The organism is Mesorhizobium sp. M0664 (assembly GCF_040320565.1).
Lineage (GTDB): Bacteria > Pseudomonadota > Alphaproteobacteria > Rhizobiales > Rhizobiaceae > Mesorhizobium.
On the sequence record NZ_JAMYPW010000011.1, the window covers coordinates 93,351 to 110,271 of the forward strand.

At 64.4% G+C, this 16,921-nt stretch carries 19 protein-coding genes; 10 read left to right on the top strand and 9 right to left on the bottom strand.

Features of this window, described 5'->3' with window-relative positions; all coding sequences use genetic code 11:
* Window positions 1-23: 23 nt before the first annotated feature.
* Window positions 24-707: an outer membrane lipoprotein carrier protein LolA gene (locus NKI39_RS14030; protein WP_031213172.1), complete on the top strand. Its 684-nt coding sequence runs from the start codon at window positions 24-26 to the stop codon at window positions 705-707.
* A gap of 134 nt (window positions 708-841) precedes the next feature.
* A complete protein-coding gene (locus NKI39_RS14035; RefSeq protein ID WP_352450145.1) occupies window positions 842-1,648 on the top strand; it encodes an exodeoxyribonuclease III in 807 nt (268 codons plus the stop codon).
* A gap of 12 nt (window positions 1,649-1,660) precedes the next feature.
* On the opposite strand, the gene NKI39_RS14040 is transcribed toward NKI39_RS14035, so the two are convergent.
* From NKI39_RS14040 to NKI39_RS14050, 3 genes are read right to left on the bottom strand one after another with little or no spacing between them, the layout of a single operon-like run.
* A complete protein-coding gene (locus tag NKI39_RS14040) occupies window positions 1,661-2,512 on the bottom strand; it encodes a TIGR01459 family HAD-type hydrolase (protein ID WP_352540845.1) in 852 nt (283 codons plus the stop codon).
* Window positions 2,509-3,795, bottom strand: a complete 1,287-nt coding sequence (locus NKI39_RS14045; protein WP_352832405.1) for an FGGY-family carbohydrate kinase — start codon at window positions 3,793-3,795, stop codon at window positions 2,509-2,511. Before NKI39_RS14045 ends, NKI39_RS14040 begins: the two co-directional genes overlap by 4 nt.
* Before the next feature lies 1 nt (window position 3,796).
* Window positions 3,797-4,840, bottom strand: coding sequence for a class II aldolase/adducin family protein (locus tag NKI39_RS14050; protein WP_352615432.1), 1,044 nt, complete (start codon window positions 4,838-4,840; stop codon window positions 3,797-3,799).
* A gap of 228 nt (window positions 4,841-5,068) precedes the next feature.
* Here NKI39_RS14050 and NKI39_RS14055 point away from each other — a divergent pair, with 228 nt between their 5' ends.
* The 6 genes from NKI39_RS14055 to NKI39_RS14080 all read left to right on the top strand — a co-directional run bounded on the left by NKI39_RS14055 (window position 5,069) and on the right by NKI39_RS14080 (window position 11,795).
* Window positions 5,069-5,851 (top strand): DeoR/GlpR family DNA-binding transcription regulator, encoded by a 783-nt coding sequence (locus NKI39_RS14055; protein WP_023680486.1) that lies wholly within the window; start codon window positions 5,069-5,071, stop codon window positions 5,849-5,851.
* Window positions 5,848-7,227 carry an FGGY-family carbohydrate kinase gene (locus NKI39_RS14060; RefSeq protein ID WP_352832408.1) on the top strand — a complete coding sequence of 460 codons (1,380 nt, stop codon included), beginning with the start codon at window positions 5,848-5,850 and terminating at the stop codon, window positions 7,225-7,227. The genes NKI39_RS14055 and NKI39_RS14060 overlap by 4 nt, the downstream gene beginning before the upstream one ends.
* Window positions 7,224-8,768: a sugar ABC transporter ATP-binding protein gene (locus tag NKI39_RS14065; protein ID WP_352832411.1), complete on the top strand. Its 1,545-nt coding sequence runs from the start codon at window positions 7,224-7,226 to the stop codon at window positions 8,766-8,768. The genes NKI39_RS14060 and NKI39_RS14065 overlap by 4 nt, the downstream gene beginning before the upstream one ends.
* Before the next feature lie 20 nt (window positions 8,769-8,788).
* Complete coding sequence (locus NKI39_RS14070; RefSeq protein WP_502894527.1) at window positions 8,789-9,766, top strand: ABC transporter permease subunit; 978 nt, start codon at window positions 8,789-8,791, stop codon at window positions 9,764-9,766.
* An 86-nt stretch (window positions 9,767-9,852) separates the two neighbouring features.
* Window positions 9,853-10,791, top strand: coding sequence for an ABC transporter substrate-binding protein (locus NKI39_RS14075; protein WP_352470775.1), 939 nt, complete (start codon window positions 9,853-9,855; stop codon window positions 10,789-10,791).
* A 110-nt stretch (window positions 10,792-10,901) separates the two neighbouring features.
* Window positions 10,902-11,795, top strand: a complete 894-nt coding sequence (locus tag NKI39_RS14080; protein ID WP_352540852.1) for a sugar phosphate isomerase/epimerase family protein — start codon at window positions 10,902-10,904, stop codon at window positions 11,793-11,795.
* A gap of 46 nt (window positions 11,796-11,841) precedes the next feature.
* Here NKI39_RS14080 and NKI39_RS14085 read toward each other — a convergent pair whose 3' ends face one another.
* Window positions 11,842-12,297 (bottom strand): Crp/Fnr family transcriptional regulator, encoded by a 456-nt coding sequence (locus tag NKI39_RS14085; protein ID WP_352470773.1) that lies wholly within the window; start codon window positions 12,295-12,297, stop codon window positions 11,842-11,844.
* Window positions 12,298-12,422: 125 nt separating this feature from the next.
* Window positions 12,423-13,106: a response regulator transcription factor gene (locus tag NKI39_RS14090; protein ID WP_023680479.1), complete on the bottom strand. Its 684-nt coding sequence runs from the start codon at window positions 13,104-13,106 to the stop codon at window positions 12,423-12,425.
* Window positions 13,107-13,250: 144 nt separating this feature from the next.
* Between NKI39_RS14090 and NKI39_RS14095 the strand changes: the two genes are divergently transcribed.
* Window positions 13,251-13,787, top strand: a complete 537-nt coding sequence (locus NKI39_RS14095) for a L,D-transpeptidase family protein (RefSeq protein ID WP_245274862.1) — start codon at window positions 13,251-13,253, stop codon at window positions 13,785-13,787.
* Window positions 13,788-13,887: 100 nt separating this feature from the next.
* Here the strand turns inward: NKI39_RS14095 and NKI39_RS14100 are convergent, their stop codons facing one another.
* Window positions 13,888-14,133, bottom strand: coding sequence for a hypothetical protein (locus NKI39_RS14100; protein ID WP_352451326.1), 246 nt, complete (start codon window positions 14,131-14,133; stop codon window positions 13,888-13,890).
* 174 nt (window positions 14,134-14,307) lie between these two features.
* On the opposite strand from NKI39_RS14100, the gene gcvA reads away from it, so the two are divergent.
* Complete coding sequence (gene gcvA, locus NKI39_RS14105) at window positions 14,308-15,228, top strand: transcriptional regulator GcvA (RefSeq protein ID WP_352767415.1); 921 nt, start codon at window positions 14,308-14,310, stop codon at window positions 15,226-15,228.
* 3 nt (window positions 15,229-15,231) lie between these two features.
* Here the strand turns inward: gcvA and NKI39_RS14110 are convergent, their stop codons facing one another.
* The 3 genes from NKI39_RS14110 to NKI39_RS14120 are packed head-to-tail and all read right to left on the bottom strand — an operon-like array spanning window position 15,232 to window position 16,775.
* Window positions 15,232-15,648, bottom strand: coding sequence for a DUF1761 domain-containing protein (locus NKI39_RS14110; RefSeq protein ID WP_023680475.1), 417 nt, complete (start codon window positions 15,646-15,648; stop codon window positions 15,232-15,234).
* Window positions 15,649-15,696: 48 nt separating this feature from the next.
* Window positions 15,697-16,353 carry a class I SAM-dependent methyltransferase gene (locus NKI39_RS14115; RefSeq protein ID WP_352832432.1) on the bottom strand — a complete coding sequence of 219 codons (657 nt, stop codon included), beginning with the start codon at window positions 16,351-16,353 and terminating at the stop codon, window positions 15,697-15,699.
* Entirely contained in the window at window positions 16,350-16,775 is a 426-nt protein-coding gene (locus NKI39_RS14120) for an EVE domain-containing protein (protein WP_023680473.1), read from the bottom strand. Before NKI39_RS14120 ends, NKI39_RS14115 begins: the two co-directional genes overlap by 4 nt.
* Window positions 16,776-16,921: the final 146 nt, after the last annotated feature.

Consider the following 16,921-nt stretch of genomic DNA (forward strand, 5'->3'; position numbering starts at 1 on the left):
GCAATCAGATGATGGTGACCGGCATGAAAAACGCAACTCTCGCCCCAAGCAGGGATTTCGCCCCAACCCGCCGGCAGGTGCTCGGCCTCGGCCTGGTCCTGGCCGGTGCGGCGGCCGCCAACCTCGTGCCCGGCTTCCAGCTGCTGGCGTCGGCGCAAGCAGCGGTTCCGGCGACGGCGCAGAAGATCGCCGATCATTTCTCCTCGGTCAAATCGATGAGCGGCGAGTTCGTGCAGTTCGGACCCAAGGGCGAGCAGACCGGCGGCAAGTTCTTTCTGGAACGGCCGGGCAAGATCCGCTTCAATTATGACGGCGCCTCGAATTTCAGGGTGATTTCCGACGGCAAGTCGGTGGTCATCCTCAACAAGAAGCTGCGGACGTCCGACCTCTATCCGCTGTCGAAGACGCCGCTGAAGCTGCTGCTCGACGACAAGATCGATCTGTCGGGCGGGCGCGTCAGAAGCGTCAAGGAAGAGGACGATCTCACCACCATCCAGCTTGCCGACAAATCGGTGTTCGGCAATTCGAAGATCACCATGATGTTCGATCCGAAATCTTATGAATTGCGGCAGTGGACCATCACCGATGCGCAAGGCAAGGACACGACGGTGATGATCTTCAACACCAAGGAGGGCGTCAGCTTCGCCCCCGACACCTTCGCCATCGACTATACGGCGAACCGCGAGCTGAACACCAAGACGCGGTAACTTCCTACTGCTGCGGGATGGTTTTTCCGCGTTGGTGCGGGCGGCTTGTTTTTGCGGTGCGCGGCTGGCAGTAGTTTCCGCGATTGACTTCCGTCGGAGCCATCCGGCGGATCTTGCGTTGTCCGGAACCCCACATGCCGTTTTCCGTCGCTACCTGGAACATCAACTCCGTCCGGCTGCGCATGCCGATCGTCGAGCGCCTGCTGGTCGAGCAGGCGCCGGACGTGCTCTGCCTGCAGGAAACCAAGGTTCCGGACGAATTGTTTCCGGAGAAGGCGTTCCGCAAGCTCGGCTACGAGCACATCGCCTTCCATGGCCAGAAGGGCTATCACGGCGTTGCCACCATAGCGCGGCGGCCGATCGAGGTGGTCGAAAAGCGCCGCTTCTGCGAGATCGACGACAGCCGGCATCTGTCGGTCACCGTCAACGCCGGCGGCAAAACGATCCTGCTGCACAATTTCTACGTTCCGGCCGGCGGCGACGAGCCCGACCCGGCCGTCAACCGCAAGTTCAAGCACAAGCTCGATTTCGTTGCCGAGATGAACGCCGTGCGGGCCGAGCATGACGAGCACTCCGGCTCGATCCTGGTCGGCGACCTCAACATCGCGCCGCTCGAGCACGATGTCTGGTCGCACAAGCAGCTCCTCAATGTCGTCAGCCATACGCCGGTCGAGACAGAAAACTTCGAGGCAATGCGGCTCGCCGGCGACTGGATCGACCTGATGCGGCTCAATGTGCCTTACGAGGAGAAACTCTACACCTGGTGGAGCTATCGCGCCCAGGATTGGCAGGCCTCAAATCGCGGCCGCCGCCTCGACCATGTCTGGTCGTCGCCAAACCTGGTGCCGCATTTTGCCGGCTATGAAATCCTGCGGCCGGCGCGCGGCTGGGAACGGCCCTCGGACCATGTGCCGGTGATCGGGCGTTTCAACCTGGATTAGCTTTGTCTCGCCTCAGCGAAACCTGAAGCTATCCGCGATGTAGTCGGGACGGGCATTCAGCGTGGCGAAAACGTCCTCCAGGTCAGGCGCCCCCGCCAATATGCCCGACAGGACCAGCGTCGTCGCGACACCGACGCCGTTGCCGCCGGCGATGTCGTGCTCGACGCTGTCGCCGACGCAGACCACGCTGTCGCGCTCCGGGTGGCCCGCCAGTGCCAGCGCTGCCTCGAATATCTGCGGATTGGGCTTGCCAATGCGCGACACGCTGCCGCCGAGGCTCTCATAGAGATCGGCGAGCCGGCCGGCGCCGAAGCGAGGGCCGACGGCAGTCAGCATGATCTTGTCGGGATTGGTGCAGAAGCATGGCACCCGCCGCGCCGCCGCCGGACCAAGAAGCCGGCGATAATGGTCGAGGTCGTAGCGATCGCCCTCGCTGGCGGAAATCAGCACCAGTTCGGCATCGTCGCCGTCCTTGGCCAGGACGAAGGGCAGGCCGTCGACAGCCGAACGGTCATTGTCGCGGCGGATCAGCAGGCATTTTGTCTGCGGGCGCAGGGCTCCGGATGCTGCCATTTGGTGGAAAGAGCGCCATGCCACCTCGCCGGAGGAGACAAAGTGGTCCCAGCTTCCCGGTTCGAAGCCGAGCTTCAGCAGGCGGTGCTCATTGGGTTGCGCCCGCTTGCCGGAATTCGAGATCAGTACGATGGTCTTGCCGGCGCGCTTGAGTGCCGACAACGCTTCGACAGCACCTGGATAGGCGCTGGTGCCGTCGTGCAGCACACCAAATTGGTCGAGCAGGAACACCTGATAGCGGTCGGTCAGCGCGGCGATGCCGTCGAGGTGTTGAATTGCCTTGGCCGTCATAAAAGCCCCGCTGCGCTTGCGCCCATCAGCGCCAGCCGCGCCGTGCCGGCAGCGGCCTCCTCCGAAAGAGCCGGCACGAGAGCGACGCCAAGCTTGCGCTGCCGGATCGCTGTCCAGGCCGGATTGGCCGCACCGCCGCCGACGCTCCTGACCGATGTCAGTCGGGGGGCGCCGAGTTCGGCAAGCCGGCGATAGCCGAGCGCTTCGATCGCCGCAATACCCTCGAACATCGCTTTCAGATAGTCGGCGTCGTCGGCGGGCCGCGGCTCGAGGCGCGGCGGCAGCGCCGGATCGGCTATGGGGAAGCGTTCGCCCGGCGCCGGCAGCGGGTAATAATCGAGGCCGGTCTTCGTCGCCGGGTCGATTTTTTTGCTGAGTTCGACAATGCGGGCGACGGGGAAATGCTGGGCCAGCACCTTGCCGCCGGAGTTCGAGGCGCCGCCCGCCAGGTAGGTGTCACCCAGCCGATGGCTGTAGATGCCGAATTGCGGCGCCGAGATCGGCCGGTCGAAGAGGATCTTGATGGTCAGCGACGAGCCGAGCACAGTGACGCCGTCGCCCGCCGCCGTCGCGCCGGTTGCCAGGAACGACGCACAGCCATCGGTCGTGCCGGCGACCACGACCACGTCGCGCGGCAGGCCGAACATTTTCGCGGCGCTGGCGGTGAGCGTGTCCGTGACATCGCCCGGCCGCACGACGCGGGGCAGGAATTCCATGCGCACGCCGGTCGCCGCGATCCAGTCCGGCCAGCGCCGGGCCTCGACGTCGTAGCCGGTCTTCAGGGCGTTGTTCTCGTCGCTGACATCGAAATGGCCGGAAAACTGTCCGGCGATCCAGTCTGCCTGGTGCAGCACAGTGGCGACGCCGGGCAGGTGCTGGAAAGACAGCGCCTTGGCGAGACCGGAGGTTGCCCCGAGTGCAGCGCTCGTTGCCGGTGCCGCGCCGGCTATTGCTGTCAGAATAGTGTCGTCAGCGACCTTGTCGTTGTACATCAGCGGTTCGGCCAGCGGCCGCCCGGCGCCGTCGACCGGCAGCAGCGTGCCCGACGTACCGTCGACGGCGATCGAGCGCACTGCCGCGCGATCGATACATTTGAGCAGTTCCGCCAAAGTCGCGCCGACCGCCTCCCACCATATTGCGGGGTCACGGCCGTTCGGCCCAAATCGCTCGAGGGCAATAGCGGAATGCGCGGCAACGGAAAAGTCCGGACGCATGGCGACGGCGCGCGCGCCGGATGTGCCGATGTCGATGCCGATGGCAAGCGGGCCAGACGAACGCGACATGTCAGCTGCCTCCGGCATTGAGTTTCTGGCGATATTTTTCGGCGTCCCAGTTGATCAGCTCGTCATTCTCCGCCGCTGTCAGATAATTCAGCTTCGCCGAGACATCGATCCGCGCCGTCACGTCGGAAAGGCAGCGCTGCATGGCGTCGGCACCGGCGCCGGCGTCGCCGCGCATCAACACGCCGAGTCCAGGAAACAGGATCGCCACGGGTGCGGCGCCGCAGCGCTCGATGACGCGCTTCACACCCTCGTCCGGTCTCGCCACGACCGAGCCTTCGCCGAGAAAGATGACGTGGTCGGGGTAGAGGCTGCCACCCAAAGCCATGCGGCAGCTTTCGGGGTCGATCGCCACCGCATGCGCCTCAACGTCCGCCGGCAATCTGTAGTCGCTGTCGCCGGCGCGCGCCGTCAATGCCGCGATGTCCGGTTCCGCCACCTGGCGCGGCGGCCGCGCCAACAGTCGTGTCACGCGCCGCAGCAGCATGTCGGCCGCGGCGACGGTCTCGGCTGCAACGACCAGGCCGTGATTGCCGAGGATCAGGATATCCACGCCTGGCCGAAGGCGCTCGGCGATACCCTGCGCGAGCGGCAGTCCCGGCCGGCGATAGGGAATATACGCCCATTGATGGCCGTTGAGCCGCCTGGCGGCCTCGGCCTCGCAGTCGGCCTGCACGGCCAGCGAAATGGTCTCGACGCAGTGAACATGCAGAACGATGCGCTGCGGCATCAGCGCATGCACGGTGGTCTCGATCGACGGGCGCAAGCCGCGCGCGCTGAGGGCGTCGACAGTGAAGGCCTGCGGCTGTTCGGCGGCCGGGTCGCGCCGTTCGATGGCGTCGAGCAATGGCGGGATGCCGACCGGCACCATGATGTCGGCGATGAGCGCGTCCTTCAGCCAGGTGCCGGAGGCCTTGATCCAGAGCGTGTCGCCGGCTTTCAGCGAGGTGTTGCCGCCGGCGGCCTGGGTCAGATGCGCGTCGCTGCCGATAGCGGCCGAAAGCGACCGCAGCGCTGCCAGTTCCTGCGCATCCGCACTGATCGTCATCGAAATTCCTCTACAATCCGGCCGCGTGGCCACGGCTTTGGACGTCCCGGTGCCGGGACGAAGACCCATGCTGGTATCGCAGATGCGAGCAAGTTACGTCAACAGTGATGTTATCGCGTCAAATCAGGCTTGCAATCCGAGGGCCGTTGAGTAAGTTGCACCAATTGCCATGCAAAACGGCAATGCCGTGCAAAATGCTTGGGAGGCAAGCGCATTGGGAGGTAAGGGTTGAGCGACTCCGGCCGCCAGCGTCAGATTGTCGAGCTTTTGCGGGACCGGCCTTTCGCATCGGTGCGCGAGCTGCAGGAGCGGCTTGGCGTATCGGCGGCGACGGTGCGGCGCGACATCGACAAGATCGACGAGGCCGGCGAAGCGCGCAAGGTCTATGGCGGCATCTCGGCGCTCGATGGCGCTTCGCAAGCCGGCGTCGCCTATGCCAGGCCCTATGACGAGAACCGCGACCTCGCCGTCGAGGCGAAGCGGCAGATCGCCGCTCTCGCCGCCACCATGGTGCGCGACGGTGACGCGGTCATCGTGCATGGCGGTTCGACCTGCTTCCATCTCGGCGTCAAGCTCGCCGACCGCAACATCCGGCTCTACACCAACTCGATGCCGCTCGCGGCCTATCTCAGCGACCACGGCCATTGCAGCCTCACCGTCGCCGGCGGCGAACTGCACCGCGAGCCGGGCATCATCCATTCGCTGACGCAGACGGTGCCGTTCTACGCCTCGAAGTTCTTTCTCGGCGCGCAAGGCATCGGCCAGGAAGGCCTTCTGGAATCGCACCCGCTGCTGGTCCGCTCGATCGTCGAGCTCAGCCTCTGCGCCGACCAGATCGTCGTGCTGGCCGACAGCCGAAAACTGTCTATCCACGCGCGCAATGTGGCACTGCCGCTGTCGCGGATCGGCACGCTGGTCACCGATGACGGCCTGTCCGAGACAGATGCCCGCATGCTCGAAGATGCCGGCGTCATGGTGCGGATCGCGGCTTCCTCGGGAGGCGCCCAGTGAACATCGCCGTCCTCGATTTCGGCAAGACCAATTCGAAGCTGTTCGTCTTCGGCCAGGACGGACAGATACTCGACGAGCGCCGCAGCCAGCCGAGCTGGATCCGAAAAGGCGGCTTCAGCGTGCTCGACGAGCCAGCGCTGCACGACTGGGCGGCTCGCGCCATCGATAATGCAGTCGACATGCATGGCGTGGAAGGGCTGATGGTATCCGGCCATGGCTGCACCTTCGCGTTGGTCGACGAAGCCGTGCTGACGCATCCGATCCTCGATTACGAGCAGGAACCGCCAGCTGAAATCGCCGCGCAGATCGACCGCCGCATTCCGGATTTTGCCGAGACCTTTTCGCCGCGCCTGCCGCTTGGCTTCAACTACGGCCGCCACATGTTGTGGCTGAAGGAGGTGGAGCCCGGTGCCTTCGCCGCAGCGAAATCGATCCTCGGCTATCCCCAATATTGGAGCTGGCGGTTTGGCGGCCGGCCGGTATCGGAAGTGTCGTATCTTGGCTGCCACTCGCATTTATGGGCGCCGCGCAAACGCGATTTCAGCTCGCTGGTCGATGCCGAGGGCTGGCGCGGCCAGATGCCCGCCTTCGAGCGCGCCGGCGCGGTGATCGGCGAGCAGCGCTTCGGCCAGGCCGCGAAGCCAGTCGCCATCCATAATGGCGTCCACGACAGCAATGCCGCGCTCCATGCCTACCGCCGGCAGCAGCTCGGGCCGGTGACCGTGGTCTCGACCGGCACCTGGGTGGTCGTGCTCAATCCCGACTGCCCGCTCGACGCACTCGACGGCGAGCGCGACATGCTGGTCAATGTCGATGTCGATGGCGGCCCGGTGCCAACCGTCCGCTTCATGGGTGGGCGCGAATTCGCCACGATCAGCGCTGGCTGGCAGGGCGCAATCGCGCCGTCATCGATACAACGGGTGATCGACGCCGGCATTATGGCGCTGCCGAGCTTCGCGCCCGGCGGCCCGATGCCGCACCGCCGCGGCGAACTGGTCGGGCGTACGCCCAATGCCGAGGAACGCGCGGCCATGGCGCTGCTCTATGTCGCGCTGATGGTCGATCTGTGCCTCGAGTTGATCCATTCGGACAACACAGTGATCGTCGACGGCGGCCTGAACAATGGCGGGCTGCTTGCCGCGTTGCTGGCGCAGTTGCGGCCCGGGCAGGCTTTCCTGCAGGGCGCAACGCTGGAGGGCAGCGCCACCGGTGCTGCCGCACTTGCCTTCGAAAGCGTCGGACGCGAGTTTGCCACCGAAGCGCCGGAGGCGGTGCATGCGGCAAGTTTCAGCGGCCTTGCCGGCTATCGCAACGACTGGCGCGGCCTTGCCGCCGACCGGGCTGTGGCCAGCGCAGCTGCAGGAGGTGCGCGATGAGCGCCGCCGCCCGGATCGAGACGGTGCGCCAGCCGGTGCTGGAGATGCGCCACATCTCCAAGACGTTCGCTGCGATCCGCGCCTTGCACGATGTGTCGCTGACCGTTCACGCCGGCGAGCTGCACGCGCTGATGGGCGAAAACGGTGCCGGCAAGTCGACGCTGATGAAGGTGCTGTCCGGCGCCTACCGGCCGGACCCCGGCGGCGAAATCCTGATCGACGGCGTGCCGGCCGCGACGGGCGACCCGATCAAGGCGCGCGCCGCCGGCATTGCGGTCATCTATCAGGAGCTGTCGCTGGCGCCTAATCTGTCGGTAGCGCAGAACATTTTTCTCGGCAACGAGCCGCGACGGTTCGGCGTTGTCGACCGCGAGCAGTGCAATCGGCGCGCCAGCGAGATCATCGCGCGGCTCGGCGTGACCTTCTCGGCGCGCACTCCGGTCGCAAGCCTGTCGCTCGGCGAGCGACAGCTGGTGGAAATCGCCCGCGCGCTGTCGACCAATGCGCGCATCATCGTCATGGACGAGCCGACCACGTCGCTGACCTCGCGTGAGACCGACCGGCTGTTCGAGGTGATTGCGACGCTGAAGTCGCAAGGCATCGCCATCATCTACATCAGCCACCGCATGGAAGAGGTCTACCAGCTCGCCGACCGCGTCAGCGTGCTACGCGACAGCGGCTATGTCGGCACGCTCGACCGCGCCGACCTGAACGCCTCGCGCCTGGTATCGATGATGGTCGGGCGCGATCTGTCGACGTTCTACAAGAAGGATCACCGTCCGCCGGACAGCAAGCGCGCCATCGCGCTGTCGGTGCGCGGCATGTCGGGCGGCAATCTCATAAACAATTGTTCCTTCGACCTCCACAAGGGCGAGGTGCTGGCACTGGCCGGCCTGGTCGGCTCGGGCCGCACCGAACTGGCACGGCTGATCTTCGGCGCCGACAGGCACACATCAGGCACGCTGGAGCTCGGCGGCAAACCGATATCCATCGGTTCGCCGAGCGAGGCGCTCGATGCCGGCATTGCCTACCTGACCGAGGACCGCAAGCAACTTGGCCTGTTTCTCGACATGTCGATCTCCGACAATATCAGCATGGGCGTGCTGGCAAAGGACGCGAAGGCCGGCGGTTTGCGCGACTTCACGGCTGCCGAAAAGCGCGCCGCCAAGGCGGTGTCAGACCTCTCCATCCGCACCAACTCGGTGCAGGCCAATGCCGGCTCGCTGTCGGGCGGCAACCAGCAGAAGGTGCTGCTCGCCCGCCTGCTGGAAACCGAGCCGCAGGTCGTCATCCTCGATGAGCCGACCCGCGGCGTCGATGTCGGGGCCAAGTCGGAAATCTATCGGCTGATCGACAACCTGGCCAAGAAAGGCATCGCCATCCTGATGATCTCCAGCGAACTGCCGGAGGTGATCGGCATCGCCGACCGCGTGCTGGTGATGCGCGACGGCACCATTGCCGGCGAGGTGACGGCGTCGGAGGGCGAGCCGCTGCGGCAGGAAGCGATCATGGAACTTGCAACGGGAGCGGCTCAGCGATGACCGACAAGGTGGCCGACACGATGAAAGCGGACGACCGGGCGGTCGGCAGGAGTACGAGGTGGCGTACCGCCATTGCCGCACTCGGCATGCTGCCGATCCTGATCCTGCTGGCGGTCGGCTTCCAGTTCATCAATCCGCGCTTTTTCACCCAGACCAATCTGCTGATCGTCATGCAGCAATCGTCGATCAACATCGTGCTGGCCGCCGGCATGACCTTCGTCATCCTGACCGGCGGCATCGACCTGTCCGTCGGCTCGATCCTTGCCGCCTCGGCGATGGTGGCAGTGATGGTGTCGCTGGTGCCCGATTGGGGACTGCTGGGGGTGCCCGCGGCCATTCTCGTCGGGCTCGGTTTCGGCGTCATCAACGGGCTGCTGATCGCCTATATCAAGCTGCCGCCCTTCATCGTCACGCTGGGATCGCTGACCGCCGTGCGCGGCGTCGCCCGCCTGCTCGGCCAGGACACGACGGTGTTCAACGCGGACCTGCCGTTCGACTTCATCGGCAACGGTTCGCTGTTCGGCATTCCGTGGCTGGTAATCATCGCGCTGGCGGTCGTCGTCCTGTCCTGGCTGGTGCTCAAGCGCACCGTGCTCGGCACCTGGATCTACGCCGTCGGCGGCAACGCCGAGGCCGCCAGGCTGACCGGCATCAAGGTGCCGCTGGTGCTGCTCTTCGTCTACGGCGTTTCCGGCCTTCTGGCCGGCCTTGGCGGCGCCATGTCGGCGGCCCGGCTCTATGCCGCCAACGGGCTTCAGCTCGGCCAGTCCTACGAACTCGACGCCATTGCCGCAGTCATCCTCGGCGGCACCAGTTTCGTCGGCGGTGTCGGCTCGATCTGGGGCACGCTGATCGGCGGCCTGATCATCGCCGTGCTGTCCAACGGGCTCATCCTCGCCGGTGTTTCGGACATCTGGCAGTACATCATCAAGGGATTGGTCATCATCGTGGCGGTCGCCCTCGACCGTTACCGGCTCCAGGCAGGAGCAAGAACGTGATGGCCCTTAGTCGCCGGCATCCAACGAGCCGGTTTCATGTGTAACGCACCGTGAGAGGCGCGGGGCATCAGGAGGAAAATAAAACAATGAAGACCATCGCTAAACTGCTCTGCGGCGTCGCCCTTGCGGCCGCCGTCATCGCGCCGGCATCGGCAAAGGATCTGAACAAAGTCGGCATCTCGGTCGGACTGCTCGGCAACCCGTTCTTCGTCGCCACCATCAAGGGCATCGAGGACGCGGCCAAGAAGATCAACCCGAATGTGCAGGTGACCTCGGTATCGGCCGACTACGATCTCAACAAGCAGGTATCGCAGGTCGATTCCTTCATCGCTGCCGGTGTCGACGTCATCATGCTCAACGCAGTCGATGCCAAGGCGATCGCGCCGGCGGTGAAGAAGGCGCAGGCGGCCGGCATTGTCGTTGCCGCTTTCGACGTTTCGGCGCCCGGCGCCGACGTCACCGTGATGACCAACAACGTCAAGGCCGGCGAAGAGGCCTGCCAGTATCTGGTCGATAATACCGGCGGCAAGGGCGACTATGTCATCCTCAATGGCCCGGCCTCGTCGTCGATCCTGGAGCGGGTCAAGGGCTGCAAGGACGTGCTGGCAAAGCACCCCGACATCAAGATCCTTTCCGACGACCAGAACGCCGAAGGCTCGCGTGACGGCGGCCTGAAAGTGTTCCAGTCGCTGCTGACGCGTTTCGACAAGATCGACGCGGTCTTCGCGATCAACGATCCGACGGCGATCGGCGCCCAGCTTGCGGCCAAGCAGCTCAACCGCTCGGAGTTCATCTTCACCGCGGTCGACGGTGCACCCGATATCGAGAAGGAACTCGCCTCCGGCACGTCGATGATCAAGGCCTCGGCCTCGCAGGATCCCTATGTGATGGCCGGCCAGTCGCTGACGATGGCGGCTGACCTGCTTGCCGGCAAGAAGCCGGCCGAGCCGACGGTGCTGCTCGACCCGAAGCTGATCACGGCCGACAATTTGAAGGATTACAAGGGCTGGACCGCGGCTCGCTAAGCCTCCAACGCGGGGGGCGGCGGGTTTGACCGGCCGCACCTTTTTGTCCGAGCATCGGATTGCCAAAACCGCTTTGGACTTGGGTCAGCTGGAAATAACCGGAGACGATCATGTCGCGCATCGGAATCCACTCATTCGTCTGGTCGGCGAGCTCGGCGCAGGGCGACCTCGAGCGGACGCTGGCCAACACCAGGGAAGCCGGCTTCGACCTGATCGAATTCTCCTATCTCGACCCCGCCAATGTCGACATTGACGGCCTGGCCAAGCGGATCGCCGATCTCGGCCTCGGCGTTGCGATCAGCATTGGACTGCCGGCCGACGGCGATATTTCGAGCGCCGACAAAACGATTGCCGCGCACGGCGTCGAAATCCTGGAACGCACGATCGCGCTGACCCGCGATCTCGGCGGCCAGAAGGTTGCCGGCATCCTCAGCACCAGCCACGGCTTGCAGAGCGAGGCGCCGACGCGTGACCAGTGGAACCGCAGCGCCGGCACGCTGGCCGAGGTGGCGGACACGGCAAAATCAGCCGGCGTCACCCTCAACCTCGAAATCGTCAACCGCTTCGAAAGCAATCTGCTCAACACCGCCGCGCAAGGCATGGCCTTCATCGCGGACAGCGGCTCCGACAATATCTTCCTGCATCTCGACAGCTTCCACATGAACATCGAGGAGGCCGATGTCGGCTTGGCCATTCGCAATGCGGTCGGGAAGATCGGCTATGTCCATATCGGCGAGAGCCATCGCGGTTTCCTCGGCACCGGCAATATCGATTTTGCCGCGATATTCGATGCGCTGACCGCCATCGGTTACAGCGACGACCTCAGCTTCGAATCCTTCTCCTCGGAAATCGTCGACGCGAACCTGTCGCGGAAAACCGCGATCTGGCGCAATCTGTGGACCGACAACATCGAGCTGGCCAAACATGCGCGCCGCTTCATTGCGCTCGGACTGGAGACGGCACGGCGCAAGGCCGAGCTTGTTTCCGCAACGCACCGGCCCTGAGCCCTCGCAGTTCCGAAGTCGATCTGGTTAGGCCAGAGGCGCTATATTAGCCGGCAAAACGCGGCCCAAGTTCCTCGATGCGGCGAATCATCGCCTGGAAATCCTCCAAAATGCGCTGGTGCAGGTGAACCGCCAGTTCCGGGTATTCCTCGAGGATGCGGCGGAACATCTTGCGGCTGAGCCGCAGCACTTCCGAATCGATTTCGGCGGAGGCGCTGGTCAGCCGGTTGGTGTCGGCGATCAGCGCCAGTTCGCTGAGCATGGTGCCGGGGCCGACGGTGCCGATCGGGATGCGCTCGCCGTCGTGCTCGCGGTAGAGGACGATGCGGCCGCTGACCACGATGTAGGCCGAATCAGCCTCGTCGTCCTCGCGGTAAAGCTTGTGGTCGGCTTTCAACATGGTGGTTTCGGCGCCGAAGGCGAGCAGACGCAGCTGTTCCTGCGTAAAGCCCTCGAAGAGCCTCACGGTGGACAGGATGCGGATGTCGTCATCCAGCGCCATCTAGCTATGTCCCCGAACCGTCAGTCCGACTCCTCCCCTACGAGGCCGATCCAAAACCACCTCCAGCCTCAGGACCGTACCCGAAAAGCGCCCCGCCCGGATCGCTTATTTGAATAATGAAATGTTTAAGGAACCAGCTTGTAGCCGCCGCTTTCTGTCACGAGAATTTCCGCGTTGGAAGGATCGCGCTCGATCTTCTGGCGCAGCCGGTAGACGTGAGTTTCGAGCGTATGCGTGGTGACGCCGGAATTGTAGCCCCAGACTTCCTCCAGCAGCACGTCGCGGGTCACCACCTTCTGGTCGGCACGGTAGAGATATTTGATGATCGAGGCTTCCTTTTCGGTCAATCGCACCTTGGCGCCGCGCGGGTCGATCAGAAGCTTCTGGCTGGGCTTGAACGTGTAGGGGCCGACCGAGAAAGTGGCGTCCTCGCTCTGTTCGTGCTGGCGCAACTGCGCGCGGATGCGGGCCAGCAGCACGGCAAAACGGAACGGCTTCGTCACATAGTCGTTGGCGCCGGCCTCGAGGCCAAGGATGGTGTCGGAATCGGTATCATGGCCGGTCAGCATGATGATCGGCGCCTTGTAGCCGCCCTTGCGCAATATCTTTACCGCCTCGCGGCCATCCATGTCGGGCAGGCCGACATCCATGATGAGCAGGTCGATGAGCCCGCCACGCGCCGTGGCGACGCCTTTGGCGGCGGTCGCTTCCTGCAGGACATCGAATTCCTCATAAAGCGACAATTGCTCGACAAGGGTGCCGCGCAGGTCGTCATCGTCGTCGACGATCAGAATGGTGCGTGAAGTCATGGATCAATCCGTTGTTTTGAAAAGAGATTTCAGTTGACCGCTGCCTGTTTATGCGGAAGCTGACCGGCACAACAGCCGTTCACAGTGATTTGTTCCGTGGCACGATCATACAAGAAAAAACACGATCGCAATGCAGTCGGTGCAATTTTGCCGAAAGGGCTCACCGTGCTCACCGTGCGCGCGCGCCCCGGCCAACCCAGCCAGGGCTTTCTGCAGGCCGGCAAACTGGTGTTTCCATGTGCGCTGGGGCATGGCGGCATCTCGGCCGGCAAGCGCGAGGGCGACGGCGCCACGCCGCTTGCCTCGATGCGGATATTGTCGGGATATTTTCGCGGCGACCGTTTTGCCGGCGGCCGCCGGACGCGGCTGGCGATGACGCCGATCGGCCGCGACCTCGGCTGGTGCGAAGTGCCTGGGGACCGCAACTACAACCGCCCGGTCAAAATCCCCTATGGCGCCAGCCATGAGCGGATGCTGCGCACCGACGATCTCTATGACGCCTGCCTGGTGCTGGACTGGAACATTGTGCCGCGCCGGCGCGGGCGCGGCAGCGCCATCTTCTTCCACCTGGCGCGCCCCGGCTTCACGCCGACGCAAGGCTGCGTCGCGGTAACCGCCCGCACCATGGCGCGGCTGCTGCCGCTGCTGTCAGAGCGGACGGTGGTAAGGGTGGTGAGGTGAGGGAATAGGGGAATAGGGGAGTAGGGCAGTAAGAGTAGAGACAGGGGCGGGCGCGCCGCTTAGCTTTCCTACTCCCCTACTCCCCTACTCCCCTACTCCCCTACTCCCCTACTCCCCTACTCCTTTGCCACCCGATGTCGAGAAGGCCGAGCCGGCCGAGTTCGCGGTCCATGGCGCGTGCGATGTCCTTGCGTTCGCCGCCGATGTCGCGAAGCTGGCGATCGGAGAGATCCTCGACATTTTGGTAGGGAAGATTGACCGCGATTTTTGCGTGCCGAAGCCAGTCAAGCACGGCGCGCAGCCAGGCCGGGCGGAGGGTTACCGAGCGCAAGGCGATGTCAGACATGGTGCAATCCGCTTCTCCGGACATCAAATCCGGTTTGATGTTTCTTCGATGCTCAGATCATGGCGGATTGAAATTCAAACGGGAAACGAGTAGTTTTTTCTGCATCTTCAAGTTCTGTTTGATGATTGGAATGCTCGACCGAACCCTCGACCGAACCCTCCTCGTCTGGCACTGATGGCGCGCCTGCTGCCTGGAACCCGTGCGCTGCGGACGCTGGAGGCAGCGGCGCGGCACCTCAATTTCACCCGCGCCGCCGACGAGCTCGGCCTGACGCCGGCAGCGGTCAGCCATCAGATCAAGGAAATCGAGGATCAGCTCGGCATCGTGCTGTTCACACGCACCAGCCGCACGATCCGGCTGACCGAGGCGGGCGCGGTGCTGTTCGAAGCTTCGACCGATGCGCTCGACCTGCTTGGCCGGGCCGTCTCACGGGCGCAGAAGACGGCGCGCGGATCGGCGCTGCTGAAGGTCACCCTCGATGCGCAATTCGCGACGAAGTGGCTGATGCGGCGCGTCGACGATTTTCGCAAGCAGCATCCGGCAATCGAGCTGCGTTTCGACATCAGTTACGAGGTGCGCGACTTCGATCGCGACGACGTCGATCTCGGCATCCGTTTCGGCACCGGCAAATATCCGGGGCTTCGCTCGCACCGGCTGTTCGAAAACGTCATCATCCCCGTCTGCAGCCCGGCCTTGCTGCGGTCAGGGCCGCCGCTCAAGGAGCCGCGCGACCTGTTCCATCATACGCTGGCCCATATCGAGTGGTCACGCCAGGGCGTCACCTGGCCGAATTGGAGCATGTGGATGGCGGCGGCGGGCGTCGACGATTTCGACGACAGCCGGACCATCGTGTTCGGCAATTCGACGGATGCCGTCCAGGCCGCGCTCGACGGCAACGCGGTCGCGCTCGCCGATTTCGCCATGGTGGCAAACGACCTTTCGGAAGGTAGGCTGATCCGGCCGTTCGAACTCGGCATCAAGGTCGCGCCCGAATTCGCCTATTTCCTGGTCTATCCGGAGACCGCGGCGAATGATCCGCGCATCGTCGCCTTTCGCGATTGGCTTCTCGAGGAAATCGCCAGGACCCCGAGCTGACGGTCAGCCCGCCGCCGCGCCGAACCAGCCGATCACCGCGCCGATGAGAAGCAGCACGCCGAGCCAGTGACCAACATCGATGAGCGTCAGATCCCAGCCGAAACCTTCGTAACGATGGTTGACCGAAAGCGTGGTGGCGACGAACCCCAGCCAGAGAACGAAGCCGAAGATCACCCCGGCAAGCAGGCTCGGCTCGCCGCCGGTTACGGCGCCGATGATCAGCGACATGACCAGCGCCATGACGAGCTCCGCGATGAAGGAGACGACGAAGGGCAGCATCGATTTGCTCATCGTCGCCGGATCAAGCTTGGCGGCCTTCAGCCACGGCTTGCTCAAGCCCATGTACCAGGCCGCGCCGAACAACCACGCCACGACGGCGGCGACGATTACCGCCAGCCAATTGATTGCTGAAAAATCCATGGTTCCCTCCGGTCGATTGCGCGATGGAACGCCTGTTCGGCGATGCCGTCAAGCAAGGCGCCAGACGGTGGTGCGCTTGACCTCGGCGGCCTCCAGCGCCCGGGTCACCGCCACTTCGTAGACGGCAAGCGGCTCCAGCCCGGTCTTCGGCAGATAGGAGCGGCCGGGATCGCCGACGAGAATGTCGGCACCGCGCGCCTTCAGCGCGACGAACCACGGCATCAGCCTGTCGGCGAAAGTTTTGTCGTAGAAGACGTCGCCGGCCAGCACCACGTCCCAGCCGGCATCGCTGCCGATGCAGTCACCGATGAGGAATTTTATCTCGGTCCCATTTGCCTCGGCATTGAGGCGGATCGCGGTCGCGCAGAATGGGTCGATATCGGCGGCGATCACCTCGGCAGCTCCGGCCTTCACCGCGGCAATGGCGACAAGGCCGGAGCCGGAGGCGAAGTCCAGCACGCGCTTGCCGCGCACCGCCGCCGGATTGTCGAGGATGTAGCGGGCAAGGCCTTGGCCGCCGGCCCAGGCAAAAGCCCAGAAGGGTGGCGGCAGGCCGATTTCGGTCAGCTCGTCCTCGGTCCGCTGCCACAGTTCGTGCGCCTCGTCGGCCAGGTGCAGGCGGATCTCCGGCACATGCGGCGGCGCCATCAGCGCCGTGTTGTCGAGGATGAATTTCCTGGCGCTGTCCGGCGTCAGCGCCGTCATGGCGCCGGCGTCAGGCCGCCCATGCGGCAAACCTCTTGCCATTCGGCCGGCGTCACCGGCTGCACAGACAGCCGCCCGAGCCGCACCAGCGCCATGTCGGCCAGCTTTGGATTGGCCTTGGCCTGCTCCAGCGTCACCGGCTTCGGCATGGCCTTGAAGGCGCGGATGTCGACGCACTCCCAGCGGGGATCGTCGGTGGTGCTGTCCTGATGGGCCAGAGCGCAGACTTCGGCGATGCCGACGATGTCCAGCCCGTCATTGGAATGGTAGAAGAAGCCGAGATCGCCGATCTGCATCGCCTTCATGTTGTTGCGCGCCGCATAATTGCGCACGCCGTCCCACTGCGTGCCGGCCTTGCCCTTGGCCTTGAGGTCCTCGAAGGAGAAGACCGAAGGTTCGGATTTGAACAGCCAGTAGTTCATCTCAGTTGTCCCGTTGCCGTTGTCGGTTTGTCGCTATCCAGCGTTGGCGCTGCCCCTCACCCTTACCCGCTCCCCGTAAGGACGGGGAGAGGGGTCGCCAGCGCTGGAGCTTCTCCCTTCTCCCCGTTCTTCACGGGGAGAAGGTG

Excerpts from the sequence above, each read along its gene's own strand:
- NKI39_RS14050 (WP_352615432.1), bottom strand. The coding sequence starts at position 4,840 with ATGACGATCAGTGCGGATGCGCAGGAACTGGCAGCGCTGCGGTCGCTT.
- gcvA (WP_352767415.1), top strand. The coding sequence starts at position 14,308 with ATGGCGCGCCTGCTGCCTGGAACCCGTGCGCTGCGGACGCTGGAGGCA.
- NKI39_RS14115 (WP_352832432.1), bottom strand. The coding sequence starts at position 16,353 with ATGACGGCGCTGACGCCGGACAGCGCCAGGAAATTCATCCTCGACAAC.
- NKI39_RS14075 (WP_352470775.1), top strand. The coding sequence starts at position 9,853 with ATGAAGACCATCGCTAAACTGCTCTGCGGCGTCGCCCTTGCGGCCGCC.
- NKI39_RS14035 (WP_352450145.1), top strand. The coding sequence starts at position 842 with ATGCCGTTTTCCGTCGCTACCTGGAACATCAACTCCGTCCGGCTGCGC.
- NKI39_RS14080 (WP_352540852.1), top strand. The coding sequence starts at position 10,902 with ATGTCGCGCATCGGAATCCACTCATTCGTCTGGTCGGCGAGCTCGGCG.
- NKI39_RS14045 (WP_352832405.1), bottom strand. The coding sequence starts at position 3,795 with ATGTCGCGTTCGTCTGGCCCGCTTGCCATCGGCATCGACATCGGCACA.
- NKI39_RS14120 (WP_023680473.1), bottom strand. The coding sequence starts at position 16,775 with ATGAACTACTGGCTGTTCAAATCCGAACCTTCGGTCTTCTCCTTCGAG.
- NKI39_RS14110 (WP_023680475.1), bottom strand. The coding sequence starts at position 15,648 with ATGGATTTTTCAGCAATCAATTGGCTGGCGGTAATCGTCGCCGCCGTC.
- NKI39_RS14100 (WP_352451326.1), bottom strand. The coding sequence starts at position 14,133 with ATGTCTGACATCGCCTTGCGCTCGGTAACCCTCCGCCCGGCCTGGCTG.
- NKI39_RS14085 (WP_352470773.1), bottom strand. The coding sequence starts at position 12,297 with ATGGCGCTGGATGACGACATCCGCATCCTGTCCACCGTGAGGCTCTTC.
- NKI39_RS14030 (WP_031213172.1), top strand. The coding sequence starts at position 24 with ATGAAAAACGCAACTCTCGCCCCAAGCAGGGATTTCGCCCCAACCCGC.
- NKI39_RS14070 (WP_502894527.1), top strand. The coding sequence starts at position 8,789 with ATGAAAGCGGACGACCGGGCGGTCGGCAGGAGTACGAGGTGGCGTACC.
- NKI39_RS14040 (WP_352540845.1), bottom strand. The coding sequence starts at position 2,512 with ATGACGGCCAAGGCAATTCAACACCTCGACGGCATCGCCGCGCTGACC.
- NKI39_RS14065 (WP_352832411.1), top strand. The coding sequence starts at position 7,224 with ATGAGCGCCGCCGCCCGGATCGAGACGGTGCGCCAGCCGGTGCTGGAG.
- NKI39_RS14090 (WP_023680479.1), bottom strand. The coding sequence starts at position 13,106 with ATGACTTCACGCACCATTCTGATCGTCGACGACGATGACGACCTGCGC.